Source organism: Bradyrhizobium sp. Ai1a-2, assembly GCF_000426245.1.
GTDB lineage: Bacteria > Pseudomonadota > Alphaproteobacteria > Rhizobiales > Xanthobacteraceae > Bradyrhizobium.
The window spans coordinates 1-18046 of the sequence record NZ_AUEZ01000078.1 but is presented as its reverse complement, the minus strand read 5'-3'; the positions used below and the strand labels follow the sequence as shown (position 1 = coordinate 18046).

Sequence of the window (18046 nt, the reverse complement as noted above, 5' to 3'; positions counted from 1 at the left end):
GAGTGATCGCATGCGCCTGGTGCTCCAGCTTGTCGCCCGTCTGCTCGTCATCGTCATCTTGTGTCTGGGAGGCGCAACCGTTTGGGCGACGATCGACGCTTATCACAGTGTCGACCGCGCCACGGCGGCATCCGCCGAGCGGGTGTCGCAAGCGCTGGAAGCGCTCTACTGGCGCGAATTGCTGTTGCGCAGCAACAGGACACGCGAACACCTTTTGCCTCTACCAGAATGGCGCACCACCCAGACGATGAGCCTGATCTCGCCGGGTGTGTGCGTTCAGTTCGAGCCGAAGGGCGAGTTCGAGAATCCGCTTTGCGGCCAGAGCAAAGGGATCGGAGCATCTCCACCGCACTGGTTCGCAGCCGCTGTGGAGACATTCCTCGGCGGCCACGCTGCGGTCGCCCGGCCGATCAGTGCGCGGTCGGTCACCGCGGGCACGGTCTCAGCCGTAGCAGATCCCGACGCCGCGATATCGCTCGCCTGGCAGCACATTCTCGATAACGTCCACGTCGCGCTGCTGATGGCGGTGGCCATCGCCTTGCTCGCCTCGCTCGCGATTGCGCACGCACTGGCCCCCGCGCAGTCGATCGTTGCCGCACTGCAGCGCATGGCGAACGGCCAATATCGAACATCGCTCCCGCGCTTCCGATCGATGGAACTTGCCATGATCGGGCAAGCGGTTGGCGATCTCGGAGATCGCCTCGCGCAGGCAACTGAAGAACGGGCCGTCCTGACCCGCCGGCTGCTTGAAATCCGCAGCGACGAGCGGCGCATGCTCGCGCGCGAACTGCACGATGAGTTCGGACAGAACCTCACAGCGATCCTCGCCTTCGCCAATACGATCGAAGCGGCCAGCGCGCAGGAGCAGGACCGAGACGACGTCGCGCAGGATGCGCGGATGATCTCGAAGGCCACGCTGCACATCATGGCCTGCCTGCGCGGCACGCTGAACCGCTTGCGTCACCCGCCCGCCGAGGAACTCGGGCTGGAGGCGAGCCTCATCAATCTGGTTGATAGCTGGCGATCACAGAACGCGACGCAGCCCATGATCCAGCTCGATCTCAAAGGCGATTTTGCCGACGTGCGAGGCGCAGTCGCCGCGACCGCCTACCGTGTGGCTCAGGAATGCCTGACCAACTCCTTGCGCCACAGCGCGGCGCGCGAGATCGTGCTTCGGATCGAGCGGCGGACGGGTTTGGAAAATGCGCTGCTGGTTCGCGTCGAGGACGACGGCGGCGGCGATGCCGCCAAAGTGGCGCAGTCCGCCGGCTTCGGCCTGACCGGACTACGCGAGCGCGTAACGGCTCTGGGCGGCTCGCTATCGATCGCGCACGCAAGACGCGGTCTGAGCGTTGCCGCCACGATCCCGCTTGCCGCCTGATGCCGACGTCGAAGACCAGTGGCATTTCGATCCTTCTTGTCGACGACCATCCCGTGGTCCGGCAAGGCTACCGGCGCGTCCTGGAGCATCAAGGCGATTTCCGGGTGGTCGACGAGGCCGACAACGCAGCCGACGCCTACCGCGCATTCAAGACCCACGCCCCTGATGTCGTGGTGATGGACATCTCGATGCCGGGCGCCAGCGGTCTCGAAGCCATCCGGAACATCCGGCAGCGCAACGCCGGCGCGCGCGTTCTCGTGTTCAGCATGCATAGCGAGGCGGCGCTGGTGAAGGCCGCCTTCGGTGCCGGGGCCAGCGGCTATGTCACCAAGAGCAATGAACCGACCGTGCTGATTGCGGCGATCCGTTCGGTAGCGCGCGGCGAACATGCGATGAGCGACGACATCGCCCATGTCCTGGCCATGGAAAGCCTGACCCCGTCGGGATCGGTTCTTGACCAATTGGGAGAACGGGAGATCGAGATCCTGCGGCAATTGGCGGCTGGCTCGACCACGGAGGAGATCGCCGCAAACCTCAATCTCAGCATGAAGACCGTTCAGAACTATCACTATTTGATCAAGACCAAGACCGGCATGCGAACCGACGCGCAGCTCGTCCGGCTCGCCGTTGAGAGCGGGTTGACCAGCCTGTAGCCTGCGATCCGTCGAACCTGGCGGCAGGCCCGAAAGCCCCCATTTTCCACCTGCGGGAGGGCGCGTTTGGGTGGCCTCTCCGGGCCAGCTCTGCTAAAGCGCGGCGTAAAAACAAACTGGCCGGGAGTCGCTGGGCGACCCCCTGCACTTTCCGGAGTTTTCCATGATCCCCCGCTACACCCGCCCGGAGATGGCCGCGATCTGGGAGCCGCAGACCCGCTTCAAGATCTGGTTCGAGATCGAGGCGCATGCGGCTGACGCGCTGGCGGAACTCGGCGTCATCCCCAAGGAGGCGGCGAAGACGATCTGGGCCAAGGGCAAGGACGCAACCTTCGACGTCGCACGGATCGACGAGATCGAGCGGGAGACCAAGCACGACGTCATCGCCTTCCTGACCCACCTGGCTGAAATCGTCGGCCCCGAGGCGCGTTTCGTGCACCAGGGCATGACCTCCTCCGACGTGCTCGACACCTGCCTCAACGTGCAGCTCACACGCGCCGCGGACCTCCTGCTCGCCGACATCGACAAGGTCCTGGCTGCGCTGAAGAATCGCGCCTTCGAGCACAAGATGACGCCGACCATCGGCCGCTCCCACGGCATCCATGCCGAGCCGGTGACCTTCGGCCTCAAGCTTGCCTACGCCTATGCGGAATTCTCCCGCGCCCGGTCACGGCTCGTCGCCGCCCGCAAGGAGGTCGCGACCTGCGCGATCTCGGGCGCGGTCGGCACCTTTGCGCAGATCGACCCGCGCGTGGAAGAGCATGTCGCCAAAGCCATGGGGCTCGAGCCGGAGCCGATCTCGACCCAGGTGATCCCGCGCGACCGCCACGCGATGTATTTCGCGACGCTGGCCGTGATCGCCGCCTCCATCGAGCGCCTCGCAGTCGAAATCCGTCATCTGCAGCGCACCGAGGTGCTGGAAGCCGAAGAGTTCTTCTCGGAAGGGCAGAAGGGCTCGTCCGCGATGCCGCACAAGCGCAACCCTGTACTGTCGGAGAACCTCTCCGGCCTGTCGCGGATGGTGCGGGCCTATGCCGTGCCCGCATTGGAGAATGTCGTGCTCTGGCACGAGCGCGACATCTCGCATTCGTCGGCCGAACGCATGATGGGCCCGGATGCCACCGTGACGCTCGACTTCGCGCTGGTCCGCCTCGCCGGCCTGATCGACAAGCTGTTGGTCTATCCGCAGAACATGCAGAAGAACCTCGACCGCCTCGGAGGTCTCGTGCATTCGCAGCGGCTTCTGATCGCCCTGACGCAAAAGGGCGCGAGCCGCGAGGACGCCTACAAATTCGTGCAGCGCAACGCCATGCCGGTCTGGCGCGGCGAAGGCGATTTCCTGACGCTGCTGAAGAAAGATCCGGACGTGAAGAAATATCTCAGTGATGCCCAGATCGAGGAGCAGTTCGACCTCGGCTATCACCTCAAGCACGTCGACACGATCTTCAGGCGCGTTTTTGGGGAAGCCTGATCAGCGCCGGGCCGGCGCGGTTACCTGTGCCGGCGCACCGTAGAGCCGCATCAGCACGAACGTGATGAGCAGGATCGCAAGGTAGACCGTGAGCTGCATTGCGGTCGGCTGGTCGGTGTAGCCGATCAGCGTATGCAGCGCCTTGCCGAGAAGGCTGGAGTCCGACAACAGCCAGCCACTGTCCCACACCACGTTATCAAGCGCGGTCACCCAGTTGGCACGTTCGAGGAACGCCGCAGCCTGCGCCGCCATTCCGGCGGCGAGCAGCGCGATCAACACCGTCGTGGTGGCAAACAGCGCGTGCGTCGGAATGCGGACGAGGCCGAGATAGGTCAGCAGGCAGACCATGACGCCGAGCAGGAGCCCCAAGAATCCGCCGATCGCGACGCCGAGGCCGCTGTCGCCGCCGGCGATCACGCCATAGAGGAACAGCACGACCTCGCTGCCCTCGCGCAGCACCGCGACCCCGACCACGACGGCGAGCGCAAACAGCGACTTCGAGCCCTCGACCACGGCCTGCCCGGCAGCACGGAGTTCGCCGGCCAGTTCCTTGCCGTGGCGCGCCATCCAGACATTGTGCCAGGTCAGCATCACGACCGCGATGATCAGGATGAAGGCGTTGAACACCTCCTGCCCCATGCCGGCGAACAGATTGGACAGCGCGCCGGCAAAGGCCGCGACGACGCAGGCAGCGAGCACGCCAACGAGCACGCCGCCGCCGATCCACAGATTGCGCTGCGCGACGGTGCGCGTGACGGCGAGCACGATGCCGACGATCAGGCCGGCCTCGAACACTTCACGGAAGACGATGATAAGCGAGGCGACCACGGCTCTATTTCACCACCAGCGCACCGCGCGCCGTCTTCTCGTTGTACTCGTCGAAGAACTCGTAGCGACCGGGCTTCTGTGCCCGCACATTGATGGTGGCGTCGGCGCCGGCGGCGATGATCTTCTCGACCTTCAGGGTCTTGCTTTCGAATTCCATCGCCTTGCCGTCGTTGTTCTTAAGCTTGATCACGATCGGCGTGTTGGCGGGCGCGCTGATCTCGGCAGGATCGAATTTCTTGTCCTTGTAGCTCAACTGGATCTCGGTCGCGTTTTGCGCCAGCGCCGCGCCGATGGCGACGACCGACAGCAGCGCGACGACGGCAAGCGACGTCACCTTTGAAAACATCTGCGAGATGGACATGGGATTCTTTCGGTGATGGCTGACAGTATCAAGCGAGCCATACGCCGAGCGCAGCCTCCCCGGGAAGGGGGAAAAACATGCAACGAGCTGGATTGATTCTAAATCAATCAGCCCGGCGCTCCGTCGACCATCCGGGCAGCGACGCGATCGCGCCGCATGAAGTGATGCCAGGCTACCGCGGCAACGTGAATTCCGATCAGCGCCAGCAGTACGTAGGCGAAATAGATGTGCCGGTTTTCATAGGCCTGCGCCGCGGCCCGGTCAGGCGACGTGATCTGCGGCACCTGAAACATCCCGAACCAGTCTGAATAGTTCGGCGTCCGGGCGCCGGAATGCGCCCAACCCAGCAGTGCCACCACGATGGTGACGGCATAGAGCGCGAAATGGCTGATCCATGCCGCGATCCGGTGCCAGCGCGAGGTATCGTTCGGCAAGGCCGGCGGCGGGTTGGCGCCGCGCCAGACCAGCCGGAGCAGTGTCAGGAGCAGCACGACATAGCCGACATCGGCATGGATCGAGCGATAGAAGAAGCGGTCCGGGCGCGGGGGGATATGGTTCATCCACCAGCCGAAAGCGATCATGCCGATGATGGCCGCCGCGAGGAACCAGTGGAATCCACGCGCGACGCTGCCCCAGCTCGATGTCGTGTTTCGGATCATGCACACGGCCCCGTCGGCTTCGAGTTCGTCGCCGCCGGGCCCTTGCCGCGCTGCAACACATCCTGATAACCCTCGCCTCCGGTGAAGGCGATTTGAATCGTTCCAAAATCCCCGTTGGCCTGGACCGTGGCCGAAGGGCCGCCGGCACCCTTAAATGAACTGAATCGTAACGCTGGAATGGGATAAGGTTGAACCGTGGCGGCTCCCGTAACCATTCTGGTCTTCGATTCCGGCCTTGGCGGGCTGACGGTGTTGCGCGAGATCGTGCGCGCCCGGCCCGACGCGCGTTACGTCTATGTCGCCGACGACGCCTTCTTTCCCTATGGCCACCATGGCGAGGAAGAGATCATCGCGCGCGTGGTGCCGCTGGTCGGCGAATTGATCGGGAGCCACACGCCCGATCTGGTCGTGATCGCCTGCAATACCGCTTCCACGCTCGTCATGTCGCACCTGCGTGACGCCTATAGCCTGCCGTTCGTCGGAACCGTGCCGGCCATCAAGCCGGCCTGCGCCGGCTCGAAGACCAAGCGGGTATCCGTGCTGGGCACCAGGGGCACGGTCAAACGCGAATATACGCGAAAGCTGATCCAGGATTTCGGACAGGGCTGCGAGGTGACGCTGGTCGGCTCGGGCGAGCTCGCTTCGCTGGCGGAAGCCGCGCTGCGCGGTGGAGAAGTTAGCGACAGCGATATCGCCGCTGAACTTGAGCCCTGCTTTCTGGACGGCCCGGCGCGTACCGACACCGTGGTGCTCGCCTGTACGCATTATCCCTTGCTGCTGGATCGCCTGGTCAAGCTCGCGCCATGGCCGGTCGACTGGATCGACCCGGCGCCGGCTATCGCGCGACGCGTCTCCGATCTGCTCGGCCCGCCCGGCGATGGCAGAGACGAAGCCGGTGCCGAAATGCTCTTCACCTCCAACCGTCCGCATACGCTCAGCCGGGCGCTGATGCCGTTTTTCGGTGGCCGGATCCCGGCTTGAACTTTCCGCCACCATACGGCGCTGATAGGCTCGGCGAGCACCGCAAGTTCAATGGAGTTCTGCTTTGACCTCCACGACGCCAACTCCCCTCAACCGGCTGCGACAGCAATGGCGAGAGAAGCGCCCGACCTTCGGCGCGATCGCCACCATCCCGAGCATTCAAACCGTGCAGATCATGGCGCAGTCGCTCGACTGGATCATCGTCGACCTCGAGCACGGCCCGATCGATCTTGGCACCGCGCACGCGATGATCGTGGCAACTTCCGGCACGCCATGTGTGCCGATGGCGCGCATTGCGGCCAACGAGCCCTGGCTCGCCAAGGCGCCGATGGACATCGGCGCACTCGGCATCAATTTCCCGATGATCTGCAGCCGCGCCGAGGCCGAGAAGGCGGTGCGCAGCGTACGTTATCCGCCCAGAGGCGACCGGCTGTGGGGGCCGTTCCATGCGCCGTTCCGCTGGGGCGTCTCGATGGCGGACTATATGACCACGGCCGATGACGACATGATCTGCATGGTCACGATCGAGCATGTCGAAGCGGTCGAGCGAATCGACGACATCATGGCCACCCCGGGTATCGACATCGCCGTGATCGGGCCCGGCGACCTCGCCACCTCCATCAACAAGCGCGGCCTCCCCGACGATCCCGAAGTGGTGGCGCTGATGCAGCGCGCCGAGGAAGGCATCCTCAAAAGCGGCGTGCCGATCGGCGGTGTGGCGCGGTCCGCCGAGCAGGCCAACGCGATGATCGAGCGCGGCTACCTTGCGCTCGCGCTCGGCTTCGACTGGTCGCTGCTCCAGCGCGGCATTGCCGCCAGTTTTGCGGGAATCAGGCGCTAGCTCGCTTCTCGCGGCGGAAGCCCACTGCTAGGTTCCCCCAACAGGCAGGAGGAAACGCCATGATCAAGAAAGCACTGCTCGGACTGGCCATCGTCGCGATCGCGGGAGCGGGCGTCGCCATCGCCCAGCAAAGCGGCATCAAGCGCACGCCGCTGCAGAAGCTCGATTTTCCGGAGGGCTACAACACCATCACCGCCATTGCCGAAGTGCCGGCCGGCGGTGCGGCGGGACGCCACACGCATCCCGGCGCCGAGACCGGCTATGTGCTGGATGGCGAACTTGAACTCGTGATCGACGGCCAGCCGCCGAAGAAGATCAAGGCCGGCGAATCCTACCAGATCCCGCCGGGCGCGATTCACGACGCCAAAGCCGGTGATAAGCCCTTCAAGGTGCTCGGGGTCTACGTAGTGAAGGCGGGAGAGCCGCTGGTCAAGCCGGCACCCTGAAGCGAGATGATTTCCTGGATCATCATTTCGCTTTAGTTCCTTGTTTTCGCGTGATTTTTCGGGCTCACGCCCTAGAACCAACGGAATTGCGGGCCGATCGGCAGCAAACCGATAGAGCGGTTGCCGACAATTGCGACCTGATGGCCCTAAATAACCGCCTCTTTCGTTGACAGGGCGGCCATCTTTCCCCTAAAAGCCACCTGCTCGCGGGCCGATTTCGGCCCGCGATGCGTTTCGCGACCCGTGGTTCGTCCTCGAGCTTTCGAGGCGGACCTGTCGGCACCGGCCAAACGGCAGGCTGCACAGGAGGGCGCGTCTCCTCAAATCCACATTTGAACTTAAGAGGACGCGATGACAAAGCGCAGTGAGGCGAAATACAAGATCGATCGCCGCATGGGCCAGAATATCTGGGGCCGCCCGAAGAGCCCCGTGAACCGCCGCGAATACGGCCCCGGCCAGCACGGCCAGCGCCGCAAGGGCAAGCTCTCCGACTTCGGCGTGCAGCTCCGCGCCAAGCAGAAGCTTAAAGGCTATTACGCCAACATTTCCGAGCGCCAGTTCCACGGCATCTATGTCGAGGCCGGCCGCCTGAAGGGCGACACCGGCGAGAACCTGATCGGCCTGTTGGAGCGTCGTCTCGACACCGTCGTGTATCGCGCCAAGTTCGTGCCCACGATGTTCGCCGCGCGCCAGTTCATCAACCACGGCCACGTCAAGGTGAACGGCCGCCGCGTCAACATCAGCAGCTACCGGCTCAAGATCGGCGACGTGATCGAGGTCAAGGAAGCCTCCAAGCAGCTCGTCACCGTGCTCGAAGCCTCGCAGCTCCCCGAGCGCGATGTGCCCGACTTCCTCGAGGTCGATCACGGCAAGATGACCGCGAAGTATATCCGCATTCCCGGCCTGTCCGATGTGCCGTTCCCGGTGCAGATGGAGCCGCATCTGATCGTCGAATTCTATTCGCGCTGATCGGAAGCAGATTTCGAATATCGAAGGCCCCGGTTTGTCCGGGGCCTTTTTGTTTGGGCACCAAATTGGTGTTATAGTTCCAGCTATGACCCGGTTACTCGAAGAAGCATTTAGTACCGTCGCCAACCTGCCTGATGCAGAGCAGGACGAGCTCGCGCGCGTCATGCTACAGCTCGCAGGCGTCGATCAGCCGTCCCTTCAGTTGACGCCCGAGGAAGAAGCCGATCTGGCGGAAGCTGATGCCGAGATCGCACGCGGCGATCTTGCCTCCGTCGAAGAAGTACGGGCCATGTGGGCGAAGCACGGACTGTGAATATCCGCTATACGCGTCGTGCGCTTACGCAGATCGATCAAGTCCTCACCTACATTGAAGTACGATCACCTCAGGGCGCCGTTCATGTTCGTGACCGGATCGCGGCACTCGTGGCGCTGTTGCAAGAGCACCCCTACGCAGGTCGTGCAACAAGCCGTCCTAACGTCCGTCGTCTTCCGGCGAGCCCACATCCTTATCTGATTGATTATCGCGTGACCGCGACCGAAATTATCATTATGCGATTTCGCCACGCCGCCCGGCGACCGATCGGCTGACAAATGATTTGCGCCGTATCTCGCTGGCGACGCCGCCCCGGAGCAACGAGGAGAGCCATGTCCTACACCCCTGCCCCACGCGATCCCAAGGCTCCGCTCGTTCGCATCAATCTCTTGTCCGACACCCAAACGCGTCCCACGCCGGCGATGCGGGAGGCGATGGCGCGGGCTGAGGTTGGCGACGAGCAGATCGGCGATGATCCGACCGTGAACCTGCTCTGCCAGCGCGTCGCCGAACTGCTCGGGAAGGAGGCCGCGGTGTTCATGCCGTCGGGCACGATGTGCAACGTCGCCGCGACGCTGGCCTACTGCCGCCCCGGCGATGAGATCCTGGCTCATGCGACTGCCCATGTCATCGCCCGCGAAGGTGGCGCGCATGCCGCGCTCGGCGGCTTCCAGATCACGCCGCTTTCCGGCGACGACGGCCAGTTCGCGCCGGAGACGTTCCGCGCGGCGCTGCATCCGCGTTCGCGCTACCAGCCGCCACAGGTGCTGGTCAGCGTCGAGCAGACCGCCAATATCGGCGGCGGCACGATCTGGAAGAAGTCCGCGCTCGACGAGATCGTCGGTATCGCCAAAGCCCACGGGCTCGCCACCCATATGGATGGCGCCCGGCTGCTCAACGCCTGCGTCGCTACCGGCATTTCCGCACGCGACATGGCCGCGGGCTGGGATTCCGCCTGGATCGATTTCTCGAAAGGACTGGGCGCGCCGATCGGCGGCGTCATCGCCGGCAGCCGCGATTTCATCGATGAAGTCTGGCGCTGGAAGCAGCGCCTCGGCGGCTCCATGCGCCAGGCCGGCATCTGCGCCGCCGCCTGCATCCACGCGCTCGACCATCACGTCGACCGCCTCGCCGACGATCACGCCAATGCCAGGGCGCTGGCGCGCGGGCTGTCGCAGATCGACGGCATCGAGGTGCAACAACCCGAGACCAATCTCGTCTTCTTCAAGCCCGATGGTGCTGGTGTCGCCGGCGATAACATGGTCGCGGAACTGGGCAGACGTGGCGTGCTGCTCGCAATGATGGACGGTCGCATCAGGGCCTGCACGCATCTCGATGTGACGGCCGGCATGATCGAGGAAACGGTCGGGCTGGTGCGGGAGATCGTGCGTAGAGCGTAGACAGACGATCCCGCGTCATTGCGAGGAGCGCAAGCGACGAAGCAATCCATGCCTCCGCGTGCGGAAAAATGGATTGCTTCGCTTCGCTCGCAATGACGGTGTTCTTCCTCACCGCCCCATTGCCTGATAGATCAGCGTCTTCAGTTCAAGCTGAATCCGCCCGCGCTGCGAGGGCGTCTGCACCATGAAGACTGCGAACATGTCGTCTTCGGGATCGATGAAGAAGAAGGTGCCGGCGACGCCGTCCCAGCGGTATTCACCAAGCGGCCATGACGTGCCCGCCGGCACCGAGGTGCGCACGGCAAAGCCAAGGCCGAAGCCACTGTTCGCACCGGGGTAATAGCGTTCACCGCGCGCGATCTTCGTCTCCGGACCGATATGATCCTTGGTCATCAGCGCGATGGTCTCGGGCTTGAGATAGCGCCGCCCCTCGAACGTGCCGCCGTTCAGCAGCATCTGCGCAAACCGCGCATAGTCGCCGATGTTGCCGACCATCCCGGCGCCGCCCGACTCCCATTTGCGCGGCTGCATGGGATCGCTGACCATCGTGGTCGGGCCGAGCGCGCAGTCGTCCGGCATCGGCTCGGCGATGAGGGGCCGCTTGGCGGGATCGACGACGTGGAAGGCGGTCTCGTTCATCCCGAGCGGATCGAGCAGTCGCTCCTTTTCGAACTGGTACAGCGTCTTTCCCGATACGACCTCGATCACGCGGCCGAGCACGTCGGTGGAGTGGCCATAGTCCCAGAAGGTGCCGGACTGCTCGGCGAGCGGCAATTTCGCGATCCGCGCGGCGAATTCAGCGTTGGTCCAGTCGCCGTTGAAAAGGTTCGCATCCGAATAGAGCTTTCGCACCGTGCTGTCGCCGGAGAAGCCATATGTCAAACCGGACGTGTGGCGCAGCAGATCCTCGATCGTGATCGGGCGCTTGAGCGGCTGCAACGTAAGCGTCGTGCTGCCGTCCTCCGCCCGCTGGTCGACGCCAACCTTGATGTCCGCAAATGCCGGGATGTATTTCGACACGGGGTCGTCGAGCCGGAGCTTGCCGTCCTCCACCAGCATCATCGCGGCCACCGAGGTGATCGGCTTCGACATCGAATAGAGGCGAAAGATGGTGTCGGCGCTCATCGAAAGCTGAGTGGCGACATCGCGCACGCCGAAATTCTCGTAATAGACCGGCTTGCCGTGCTGCTGGATCAAAAGGATCGCGCCGGGAATCTTGCCGGTCACGATCTCGTTCTTGATGTAGTCGCTGACGCGCGCTAGCCCGGCGGCGGAAAAGCGGTGTGCGCTGGCGGCCGGAGCTTCCGCGCGGGCGCCGCATCCGGCGCCGAGTAGAAGCGCGAGCGCCGCCACGAGAACGAGGCGGCGCGAAAAGGCTTCAATTCTCCATTGCTTCATAGACCAACTGCTTCAGCGTCCGCTGGATACGTTGCCGCTCGGTCGGCGTCTGCTCGAGGAGCACGAAGAACATATCCTGCTTGCGGTCGATCACGAAATAACAACCGCTGGCGCCATCCCATTTCAGTTCACCCAGCGAGCCCGGGGGCGGCGGCTTCGCGTTGCCGGGATCGGTGCGAATCGCGAGCCCAAGCCCGAAGCCAAAGCCATCGCCGGGAAAATAGAAGTAATCCCGCCCCACTCCCGAACCGGGACCAACCTGATCGGTCGTCATCAGCTTGAAGGTCTCGGGGGTCAGGTAGGTCTTGCCTTCGAATGTGCCGCCATTGAGCAGCATCTGCGCAAACCGGGAGAAGTCCGCCATGGTGGAGACCATGCCGCCGCTGGCAAACTCCATTTTCTTGACAACCGTCGGGTCGTTCTCGCGGCCGACCCGGAAATTGCTGTCGTTCGGCATCGGCTGCGCCAAAAGCTTCTGCTTCTCCGGGTCGGTGACGAGGAAGCGGGTGTCGTTCATGCCGAGAGGATCGAGCAGCTTCTCCCGCTCGATGGTAAGCAGCGGCTTGCCGGAAACGATCTCCATGATGCGCGCCAGCACATCGGTGGAGTGGCCATACTGCCAGAGCGCGCCCGGCTGATTGTGCAGCGGCAGCTTGGCGATCCGCTCGGCAAATTCGGCGAGATCGAAATCGCCGGCATAGAGATTGGCGGATGCATAGGCCTTGCGGACCAGGCTGTCACCATAGAAGCCATAGGTGATGCCGGAGGTGTGGCGCATCAGGTCGAGCATGGTCATCGGCCGGTCCGGCGGCACCAGTTCGAGCGTCTTGCTGCCGTCCTCGTTCTTCTTCTCGACGCCGACCTTCACATTGGCGAAGGACGGAATGTACTTCGCGACCGGATCATCGAGCTTGAACTTGCCGTCCTGGAGCAGTTGCACCGAGACAAAAGCGGTGATCGCCTTCGTCATCGAGAACAGGCGGAAGATCGTCTTGTCGGTGATCGGCGCCTTGCTTCCCACGTCCTGCACGCCGAAGGACTGGTGATAGACCGGCTTGCCATGCTGCTGGATCAGGACGATCGCGCCCGGGATTTTCCCGGTCGCCACCTCGTTGTCGAAGAACGCGCCGATCTTGGCAAGCTTGTCCTGGTTGAAACGGGCGCCTGCCGGAATATCGAACGTTCCTTCCGCGTTCGCGGCCGGCAATGCAACAAGCATCAGCGCGCCTGTCGCCAGCACGCGCAGCAACTCAAATGAATTCATTTGGACCCCTCCCGAATTCGGCAGGGAGTGTAGCGGCGGCGCGTCAATCAGCACAAGGGCCGTAAAGACCGGCCAAAGCCTGCTCATGCAGCCGAGCGCTGGCCTCTGAGAAGCAGCAGAAGATCACCCGGTTGACCGCTGGCGTCGAAGCGAGTCCTTCCGCGACCGTCCCGACCGAAATCCCGGCGGCACGGTCGGCAGGGAAGCGATAGACGCCGGTCGAAATGGCGGGAAATGCCAGCGACGCAAGCCCGTTCGCCTGACAGAGCTCGAGTGCGCGGCGATAGCAGGAGGCGAGCAATCCATCCTCGCCTTGACCGCCCCCATGCCAGACGGGACCTACGGCGTGGATGACATGCCGGGCAGGAAGCCGATAGCCATGCGTGATCTTGGCGTCCCCGGTCGCACAGCCGCGCAACCTACGACATTCGGCGAGCAATTCGGGCCCAGCGGCGCGATGGATCGCGCCATCGACACCGCCTCCACCGAGAAGGGAGGAATTGGCCGCGTTGACGATGGCGTCAACGCGCAAGATGGTGATATCGGCAACGATGACTTCGAGGCGCGCGTTGCCGAGCTGGCGCGCCATCAGGCTCAGGCGGCGGCGCCGACCGGAACGCCCTTGTCGGTGAAAAGCTGCTGCAGCTCGCCGGCCTGGAACATCTCGCGGATGATGTCGCAGCCGCCGACGAACTCGCCCTTCACATAGAGCTGGGGAATGGTCGGCCAGTTCGAATAAGTCTTGATGCCGTTGCGCAGCTCGGCGGACTCCAGCACGTTCAGGCCCTTATAGCCCACGCCGATATGGTCGAGGATCTGCACCACCTGACCGGAGAAGCCGCACTGCGGAAATTGCGGCGTGCCCTTCATGAACAGCACGACGTCGTTCGACTTCACTTCGTTGTCGATGAATTGTTCAATGCTCATTTTCGTTTCCCTTTGGGGCTCCGCCCCTTGCGGCACTGCTGGTGGGCCGGCTCGACCCGCTTACCCCGCGACTAGCTATATATGTAGCCCAAACCGTTGTGCACCCAAAGCAAAATGGCGGAGAGCTGGCATGCATGCGGCCCTTTTCAGGCCGCTGTCGGGCTCCAGGCCCATTGTCTGACGACACTAATATCATGGCCACGGGAGGCTTTTTTCCCGAACGGGAGCCCCTATCTAGGACGGACTGTCCGTAGGGAACCAGTTTGGCAGAGCAACGTTCTCTCCAGCATTCGGAGACACCCGTGACGAAACCAGCATCCGCTGCCGCCACCCTTGCCACCCCTTCCCCATCACGCGCTTCTGATTCCGGTTCCCTGTCTCAGGGCCTGGTGGAGGCTTTTCTCGCAGTGCGGGATGAAACTGAACGCCGGGCGGCCCCCCTGTCGGCGGAGGACCAGCTGATCCAGTCCATGCCGGACGCGAGCCCGGCAAAGTGGCACCGCGCCCATACTACCTGGTTCTTCGAGCAATTTCTGCTCGGGGAGCATCAGGACGGCTACAAGCCCTTCCATCCCGATTACGCCTATCTCTTCAATTCCTATTATGTCAGCGCCGGCCCTCGCCATGCCCGGGCCCAGCGCGGCCACCTGACCCGGCCAAGCGCCGACGAGGTCACTGCCTATCGCCGGCATGTGGACGATGCCGTGGTGAAATTCTTCAAGACCGCGGGCGAGGAAAAGCTGGCAAAGCTGGTCCCGCTGGTCGAGGTCGGGCTCAATCACGAGCAGCAGCATCAGGAACTGATGTGGACCGATATCCTGCACGCCTTCGCGCAGAACCCGATCCCGCCGGCGTACGATCCGGCATGGCGCTTCCCGGCCTCCAAGCGCGGCGAGGAATGGGTGACGCTGAACGAGGGTATCCACACCATCGGGCATCCGGACGACAGCTTTCATTTCGACAATGAAAAGCCGGCGCATCGCGCCCTGGTCGGCCCCGTCAAACTGGCGCGCAATCTCGTGACCAACGCGGAGTGGCTCGCCTTCATCCAGGATGGCGGCTACCGCACGGCTACGCTCTGGCTGATGGACGGTTTTGCGACCGTCGAGAAGGAAGGCTGGGAGGCGCCCGGCCATTGGCGCAACGTCGACGGCCAGTGGCAGATCATGACCTTGGGTGGCCTGCAGCCGATCGACCCGGCAGCTCCGGTCTGCCATGTCAGCTATTACGAGGCCGACGCCTTCGCCCGCTGGGCCGGCAAACATTTGCCGACCGAAATGGAGTGGGAGGTCGCCGCGCGCGCCGGCCAGCTCAACGACGCCTTCGGCATCGTCTGGCAGTGGACCCGCTCCTCCTATTCACCGTATCCGGGCTACCGTGCGATCGAGGGCGCGCTCGGCGAGTACAACGGCAAGTTCATGGTCAATCAATTGGTGCTGCGCGGCTCCTCGCTCGCAACTCCGAGCGGTCACAGTCGTATCACCTATCGCAACTTCTTTTATCCGCACCACCGCTGGCAATTCACGGGATTACGGCTCGCCGATTACGCCTGATCAGTTCTCAAGCATGATCCGGAAAGGCGGAAACCGGCTTTCCGAAACGATCATGCGCAAAAACAACCAAAAATCATAGCGCGCGGGAAGGCGCGTTCAGGAGAGTATCATGAATGTGCATGCCCGCGCTTTAGCCAAGGCCTATGCCTTTGACGATCAGACCGCAGCCTTTGCAGGCGATGTGATCGGACAGCTCGCCCAACATCCCAAGCGCCTGTCGCCCAAATATTTCTATGACGCGACCGGCTCGGAGTTGTTCGAGCAGATCACGGTGCTGCCGGAATACTACCCGACCCGTACCGAGCTCGGCATCTTGGGCGATCGCGGCGCCGAGATTGCCAAGATCATCCCTGCGGGTGCCGCGCTGGTCGAGTTCGGCGCGGGCGCGACCACCAAGGTGCGCCTGTTGCTCGAGCACTGCGAATTCGGCGCCTACGTGCCCGTCGACATCTCCGGCGATTTCCTGAACGCGCAAGCGGAAGGCCTGCGCAAGGACTTTCCCGGCCTGCGCGTCTATCCGGTCGCCGCCGATTTCACCACGCCTTTCGCGCTGCCGGCCGAAATCGCCGCGATGCCGAAAGTGGGCTTCTTCCCGGGATCGACGATCGGCAATTTCGAGCCGCAGGAAGCCGCCGATTTCCTGCGCACTGCGCGCAAGATCCTAGGCTCCGGCGCGCAGATGATCATCGGCGTCGACCTCGAGAAGGACGAGCGCGTGCTGTACAACGCCTATAATGATGCAGCCGGCGTCACCGCGCGCTTCAATCTGAATGTGCTGGTGCGCATCAACCGCGAGCTCGGCGGCAATTTCGATCTCCCCGCCTTCTCCCATCGCTCGGTCTACAACCGCGACCGCCACCGGATCGAGATGCACCTGATCAGCCGCAAGGCGCAGAACGTGCGGATCCTCGGCAACACTTTTTCGTTCCGTCCCGGCGAGAGCATCCACACCGAGAACAGCTACAAATATTCGCTGGAGCGCTTCACGGAGCTGGCCCGAAATTCGGGCTGGACAGTCCGGCAGTCCTGGACCGACGCGGCAAAGATGTTCTCCGTTCACGCGCTGGCGGCTTCGGAATGAGATTCCGGAGCCGGGCCCAGCGACACCGATTCCCATAGCGCGACCACGATCAGGATCGCGGTCGTGAGGAGCGAAAGCCATAGCGGCGACAGCTCGCTTGCGAACCAGCTCAGCACGAGCAGCGCGACGATGCCGGCGATGTGGGAGAGCTGCAGGAAGCCTCGGATCGAGAGCTTGAACAGGATCGTCCCGATCAGGAACAGAAGCGGGCCGCCGATCGTGCTCAGGATCGTCTTGAGATCGGAACGGCCGCCGGGATGCTTCAGGACCAGCTCGTCCGCCACCGCCGTCAGGATGATGCCGGCGACGATCGGCATGTGCAGATAGGTGTAGGCAAGGCGGGCCAGTTTCCCTGATTCGGCCGATGTCGAGATCAGTTCGGAGCCGGCCTCGGCGCCCTTGTGGAAATAGATCCACCACATCGCGATGCTGCCGACCAGCGAGGACACGAAGGCCAGCACGATCTCGGTGGTCCAGCTTAGTTCGGCAAAGGTCGCGCCGTTGACGACGATCGCCTCGCCGAGCGCGATGATGATGAAAAGGGCGCAGCGCTCGGCCATATGGCCGCCTTCGACCGCCCAGGCCTCGAGCGATGATGGCCCCAACCTCGGGATCCAGAACCGCGCCGCCGGCGAAACATACTCGATCACGAGCGCAATGATCCACAGCCATAGCCTGGACTCACCTTCAGAAAGACCGCCGAGGATCCAGAACACGGCAGAGGTGGAGAGCCAGGCCAGGATGCGGATGGCATTGTGGCGCACCGCGGTCCAGTGATGCGGGGTCGAGACCAGCCAGAATGCGGTGCGTCCGACCTGCATCACTGCGTACGCGATGGCGAACCACAGGCCGCGGCCTTCAAAGGCCGTCGGAATCGTGGTCGACAGCACGAGGCCGCCGAGCATCATCAGGAACAGGAGGATGCGGACCGGGGTCAGTTCCGGATTGAGCCAGTTGGTCACCCAGGCCGTGAAGACCCAGACCCACCACACCGCGAGGAACAGCAGCGTAACCTGGACAGCGCCGATCGGTGTGAAATGATGAAGCAGCGTGTGCGAGATCTGCGTGACCGCGAACACGAACACCAGATCGAAGAACAGTTCGGCATAGGTGACGCGGCTATGCTGATGTGGCACGACCACGCGAAACATCGCGGCGCGTCGATTGTCCGCAGCCATCGGTGCCCCCTAGGCGGTGTGGACTCTAAGGATTCCCTTTTAGGAGCAAATCAGATTCAAGGCTGCTTTTGGGGAGGCGGCCTTGGGTGTGATGGATCGTTTGGTTTTGAGCGACGCGGCGTGGGAGCGGATGGCGCCGCTGATCATAGGTCGTCCCGACCAGAAGGGCTCGACCGGACGCGACAATCGGATGTTTGTTGAAGGCGTATTGTGGATCGTGCGTACGGGTTCTCCGTGGCGCGATCTTCCGGAAGTGTTCGGGGATTGGAACAGCGTATTTCGGCGCTTCAGTCGATGGAGCATCAAGGGCGTTTGGTGGCGGATCTTCGAGGCGATGTCCGA

The 18046-nt window shown here is 63.3% G+C and carries 21 protein-coding genes; 13 read left to right on the top strand and 8 right to left on the bottom strand.

Annotated elements, in window-relative coordinates; genetic code table 11:
- Positions 1-10: 10 nt before the first annotated feature.
- The 3 genes from K288_RS0134455 to purB all read left to right on the top strand — a co-directional run bounded on the left by K288_RS0134455 (position 11) and on the right by purB (position 3505).
- Positions 11-1381, top strand: a complete 1371-nt coding sequence (locus tag K288_RS0134455; protein ID WP_027583639.1) for a histidine kinase — start codon at positions 11-13, stop codon at positions 1379-1381.
- The gene (locus tag K288_RS0134450) at positions 1381-2034 is read left to right on the top strand and encodes a response regulator transcription factor (RefSeq protein WP_027583638.1); all 654 of its coding nucleotides are present in this window, start codon (positions 1381-1383) and stop codon (positions 2032-2034) included. Before K288_RS0134455 ends, K288_RS0134450 begins: the two co-directional genes overlap by 1 nt.
- Positions 2035-2197: 163 nt before the next feature.
- Positions 2198-3505, top strand: coding sequence for an adenylosuccinate lyase (gene purB, locus K288_RS0134445; RefSeq protein WP_027583637.1), 1308 nt, complete (start codon positions 2198-2200; stop codon positions 3503-3505).
- Here purB and K288_RS0134440 read toward each other — a convergent pair whose 3' ends face one another.
- The 3 genes from K288_RS0134440 to K288_RS0134430 form a co-directional block, all read right to left on the bottom strand.
- The gene (locus K288_RS0134440; protein WP_027583636.1) at positions 3506-4333 is read right to left on the bottom strand and encodes an FTR1 family protein; all 828 of its coding nucleotides are present in this window, start codon (positions 4331-4333) and stop codon (positions 3506-3508) included.
- Positions 4334-4337: 4 nt separating this feature from the next.
- The gene (locus K288_RS0134435; RefSeq protein WP_244443365.1) at positions 4338-4694 is read right to left on the bottom strand and encodes a cupredoxin domain-containing protein; all 357 of its coding nucleotides are present in this window, start codon (positions 4692-4694) and stop codon (positions 4338-4340) included.
- 107 nt (positions 4695-4801) lie between these two features.
- Positions 4802-5353, bottom strand: coding sequence for a cytochrome b (locus tag K288_RS0134430; protein WP_027583634.1), 552 nt, complete (start codon positions 5351-5353; stop codon positions 4802-4804).
- 195 nt (positions 5354-5548) lie between these two features.
- Here K288_RS0134430 and murI point away from each other — a divergent pair, with 195 nt between their 5' ends.
- The 7 genes from murI (at position 5549) to K288_RS0134400 (ending at position 10303) form a co-directional block, all read left to right on the top strand.
- The gene (gene murI / locus K288_RS0134425; RefSeq protein WP_027583633.1) at positions 5549-6334 is read left to right on the top strand and encodes a glutamate racemase; all 786 of its coding nucleotides are present in this window, start codon (positions 5549-5551) and stop codon (positions 6332-6334) included.
- Positions 6335-6398: 64 nt separating this feature from the next.
- The gene (locus K288_RS0134420) at positions 6399-7175 is read left to right on the top strand and encodes an aldolase/citrate lyase family protein (protein ID WP_027583632.1); all 777 of its coding nucleotides are present in this window, start codon (positions 6399-6401) and stop codon (positions 7173-7175) included.
- A gap of 59 nt (positions 7176-7234) precedes the next feature.
- A complete protein-coding gene (locus tag K288_RS0134415) occupies positions 7235-7621 on the top strand; it encodes a cupin domain-containing protein (RefSeq protein WP_027583631.1) in 387 nt (128 codons plus the stop codon).
- A 351-nt stretch (positions 7622-7972) separates the two neighbouring features.
- Positions 7973-8590, top strand: a complete 618-nt coding sequence (gene rpsD, locus K288_RS0134410; protein ID WP_027583630.1) for a 30S ribosomal protein S4 — start codon at positions 7973-7975, stop codon at positions 8588-8590.
- Between the two features lie 85 nt (positions 8591-8675).
- A complete protein-coding gene (locus K288_RS0134405; RefSeq protein ID WP_027583629.1) occupies positions 8676-8903 on the top strand; it encodes a hypothetical protein in 228 nt (75 codons plus the stop codon).
- Positions 8900-9178, top strand: coding sequence for a type II toxin-antitoxin system RelE/ParE family toxin (locus K288_RS51120; protein WP_244443364.1), 279 nt, complete (start codon positions 8900-8902; stop codon positions 9176-9178). Before K288_RS0134405 ends, K288_RS51120 begins: the two co-directional genes overlap by 4 nt.
- A 57-nt stretch (positions 9179-9235) precedes the next feature.
- On the top strand, positions 9236-10303 hold the full coding sequence (locus K288_RS0134400) for a threonine aldolase family protein (RefSeq protein WP_027583628.1): 1068 nt from the start codon (positions 9236-9238) through the stop codon (positions 10301-10303).
- 108 nt (positions 10304-10411) lie between these two features.
- On the opposite strand, the gene K288_RS0134395 is transcribed toward K288_RS0134400, so the two are convergent.
- The 4 genes from K288_RS0134395 to grxD are packed head-to-tail and all read right to left on the bottom strand — an operon-like array spanning position 10412 to position 13892.
- Entirely contained in the window at positions 10412-11701 is a 1290-nt protein-coding gene (locus K288_RS0134395) for a serine hydrolase domain-containing protein (protein ID WP_027583627.1), read from the bottom strand.
- Entirely contained in the window at positions 11682-12965 is a 1284-nt protein-coding gene (locus K288_RS0134390; protein WP_027583626.1) for a serine hydrolase domain-containing protein, read from the bottom strand. The genes K288_RS0134395 and K288_RS0134390 overlap by 20 nt, the downstream gene beginning before the upstream one ends.
- 43 nt (positions 12966-13008) lie before the next feature.
- Positions 13009-13563, bottom strand: coding sequence for an O-acetyl-ADP-ribose deacetylase (locus K288_RS0134385; RefSeq protein WP_027583625.1), 555 nt, complete (start codon positions 13561-13563; stop codon positions 13009-13011).
- The gene (gene grxD / locus K288_RS0134380) at positions 13560-13892 is read right to left on the bottom strand and encodes a Grx4 family monothiol glutaredoxin (protein ID WP_027583624.1); all 333 of its coding nucleotides are present in this window, start codon (positions 13890-13892) and stop codon (positions 13560-13562) included. Before grxD ends, K288_RS0134385 begins: the two co-directional genes overlap by 4 nt.
- A 302-nt stretch (positions 13893-14194) precedes the next feature.
- Here grxD and egtB point away from each other — a divergent pair, with 302 nt between their 5' ends.
- Both egtB and egtD read left to right on the top strand, forming a co-directional pair.
- Positions 14195-15445, top strand: a complete 1251-nt coding sequence (gene egtB, locus K288_RS0134375; protein WP_027583623.1) for an ergothioneine biosynthesis protein EgtB — start codon at positions 14195-14197, stop codon at positions 15443-15445.
- Positions 15446-15554: 109 nt separating this feature from the next.
- Entirely contained in the window at positions 15555-16526 is a 972-nt protein-coding gene (egtD, locus tag K288_RS0134370; protein ID WP_027583622.1) for an L-histidine N(alpha)-methyltransferase, read from the top strand.
- Here the strand turns inward: egtD and K288_RS0134365 are convergent.
- Complete coding sequence (locus K288_RS0134365; protein ID WP_027583621.1) at positions 16502-17704, bottom strand: low temperature requirement protein A; 1203 nt, start codon at positions 17702-17704, stop codon at positions 16502-16504. The genes egtD and K288_RS0134365 overlap by 25 nt on opposite strands.
- A gap of 82 nt (positions 17705-17786) precedes the next feature.
- Between K288_RS0134365 and K288_RS0134360 the strand changes: the two genes are divergently transcribed.
- Positions 17787-18046 (top strand): transposase (locus K288_RS0134360; RefSeq protein WP_043161483.1); only part of this gene is annotated, 260 nt, incomplete at its 3' end.

Coding starts and splice junctions, on each gene's coding strand:
- K288_RS0134400 (WP_027583628.1), top strand. CDS start 9,236: ATGTCCTACACCCCTGCCCCACGCGATCCCAAGGCTCCGCTCGTTCGC.
- K288_RS0134415 (WP_027583631.1), top strand. CDS start 7,235: ATGATCAAGAAAGCACTGCTCGGACTGGCCATCGTCGCGATCGCGGGA.
- K288_RS0134390 (WP_027583626.1), bottom strand. CDS start 12,965: ATGAATTCATTTGAGTTGCTGCGCGTGCTGGCGACAGGCGCGCTGATG.
- K288_RS0134430 (WP_027583634.1), bottom strand. CDS start 5,353: ATGATCCGAAACACGACATCGAGCTGGGGCAGCGTCGCGCGTGGATTC.
- K288_RS0134455 (WP_027583639.1), top strand. CDS start 11: ATGCGCCTGGTGCTCCAGCTTGTCGCCCGTCTGCTCGTCATCGTCATC.
- K288_RS0134450 (WP_027583638.1), top strand. CDS start 1,381: ATGCCGACGTCGAAGACCAGTGGCATTTCGATCCTTCTTGTCGACGAC.
- rpsD (WP_027583630.1), top strand. CDS start 7,973: ATGACAAAGCGCAGTGAGGCGAAATACAAGATCGATCGCCGCATGGGC.
- K288_RS0134395 (WP_027583627.1), bottom strand. CDS start 11,701: ATGAAGCAATGGAGAATTGAAGCCTTTTCGCGCCGCCTCGTTCTCGTG.
- K288_RS0134365 (WP_027583621.1), bottom strand. CDS start 17,704: ATGGCTGCGGACAATCGACGCGCCGCGATGTTTCGCGTGGTCGTGCCA.
- K288_RS0134435 (WP_244443365.1), bottom strand. CDS start 4,694: ATGTCCATCTCGCAGATGTTTTCAAAGGTGACGTCGCTTGCCGTCGTC.
- K288_RS0134405 (WP_027583629.1), top strand. CDS start 8,676: ATGACCCGGTTACTCGAAGAAGCATTTAGTACCGTCGCCAACCTGCCT.
- grxD (WP_027583624.1), bottom strand. CDS start 13,892: ATGAGCATTGAACAATTCATCGACAACGAAGTGAAGTCGAACGACGTC.
- purB (WP_027583637.1), top strand. CDS start 2,198: ATGATCCCCCGCTACACCCGCCCGGAGATGGCCGCGATCTGGGAGCCG.
- egtD (WP_027583622.1), top strand. CDS start 15,555: ATGAATGTGCATGCCCGCGCTTTAGCCAAGGCCTATGCCTTTGACGAT.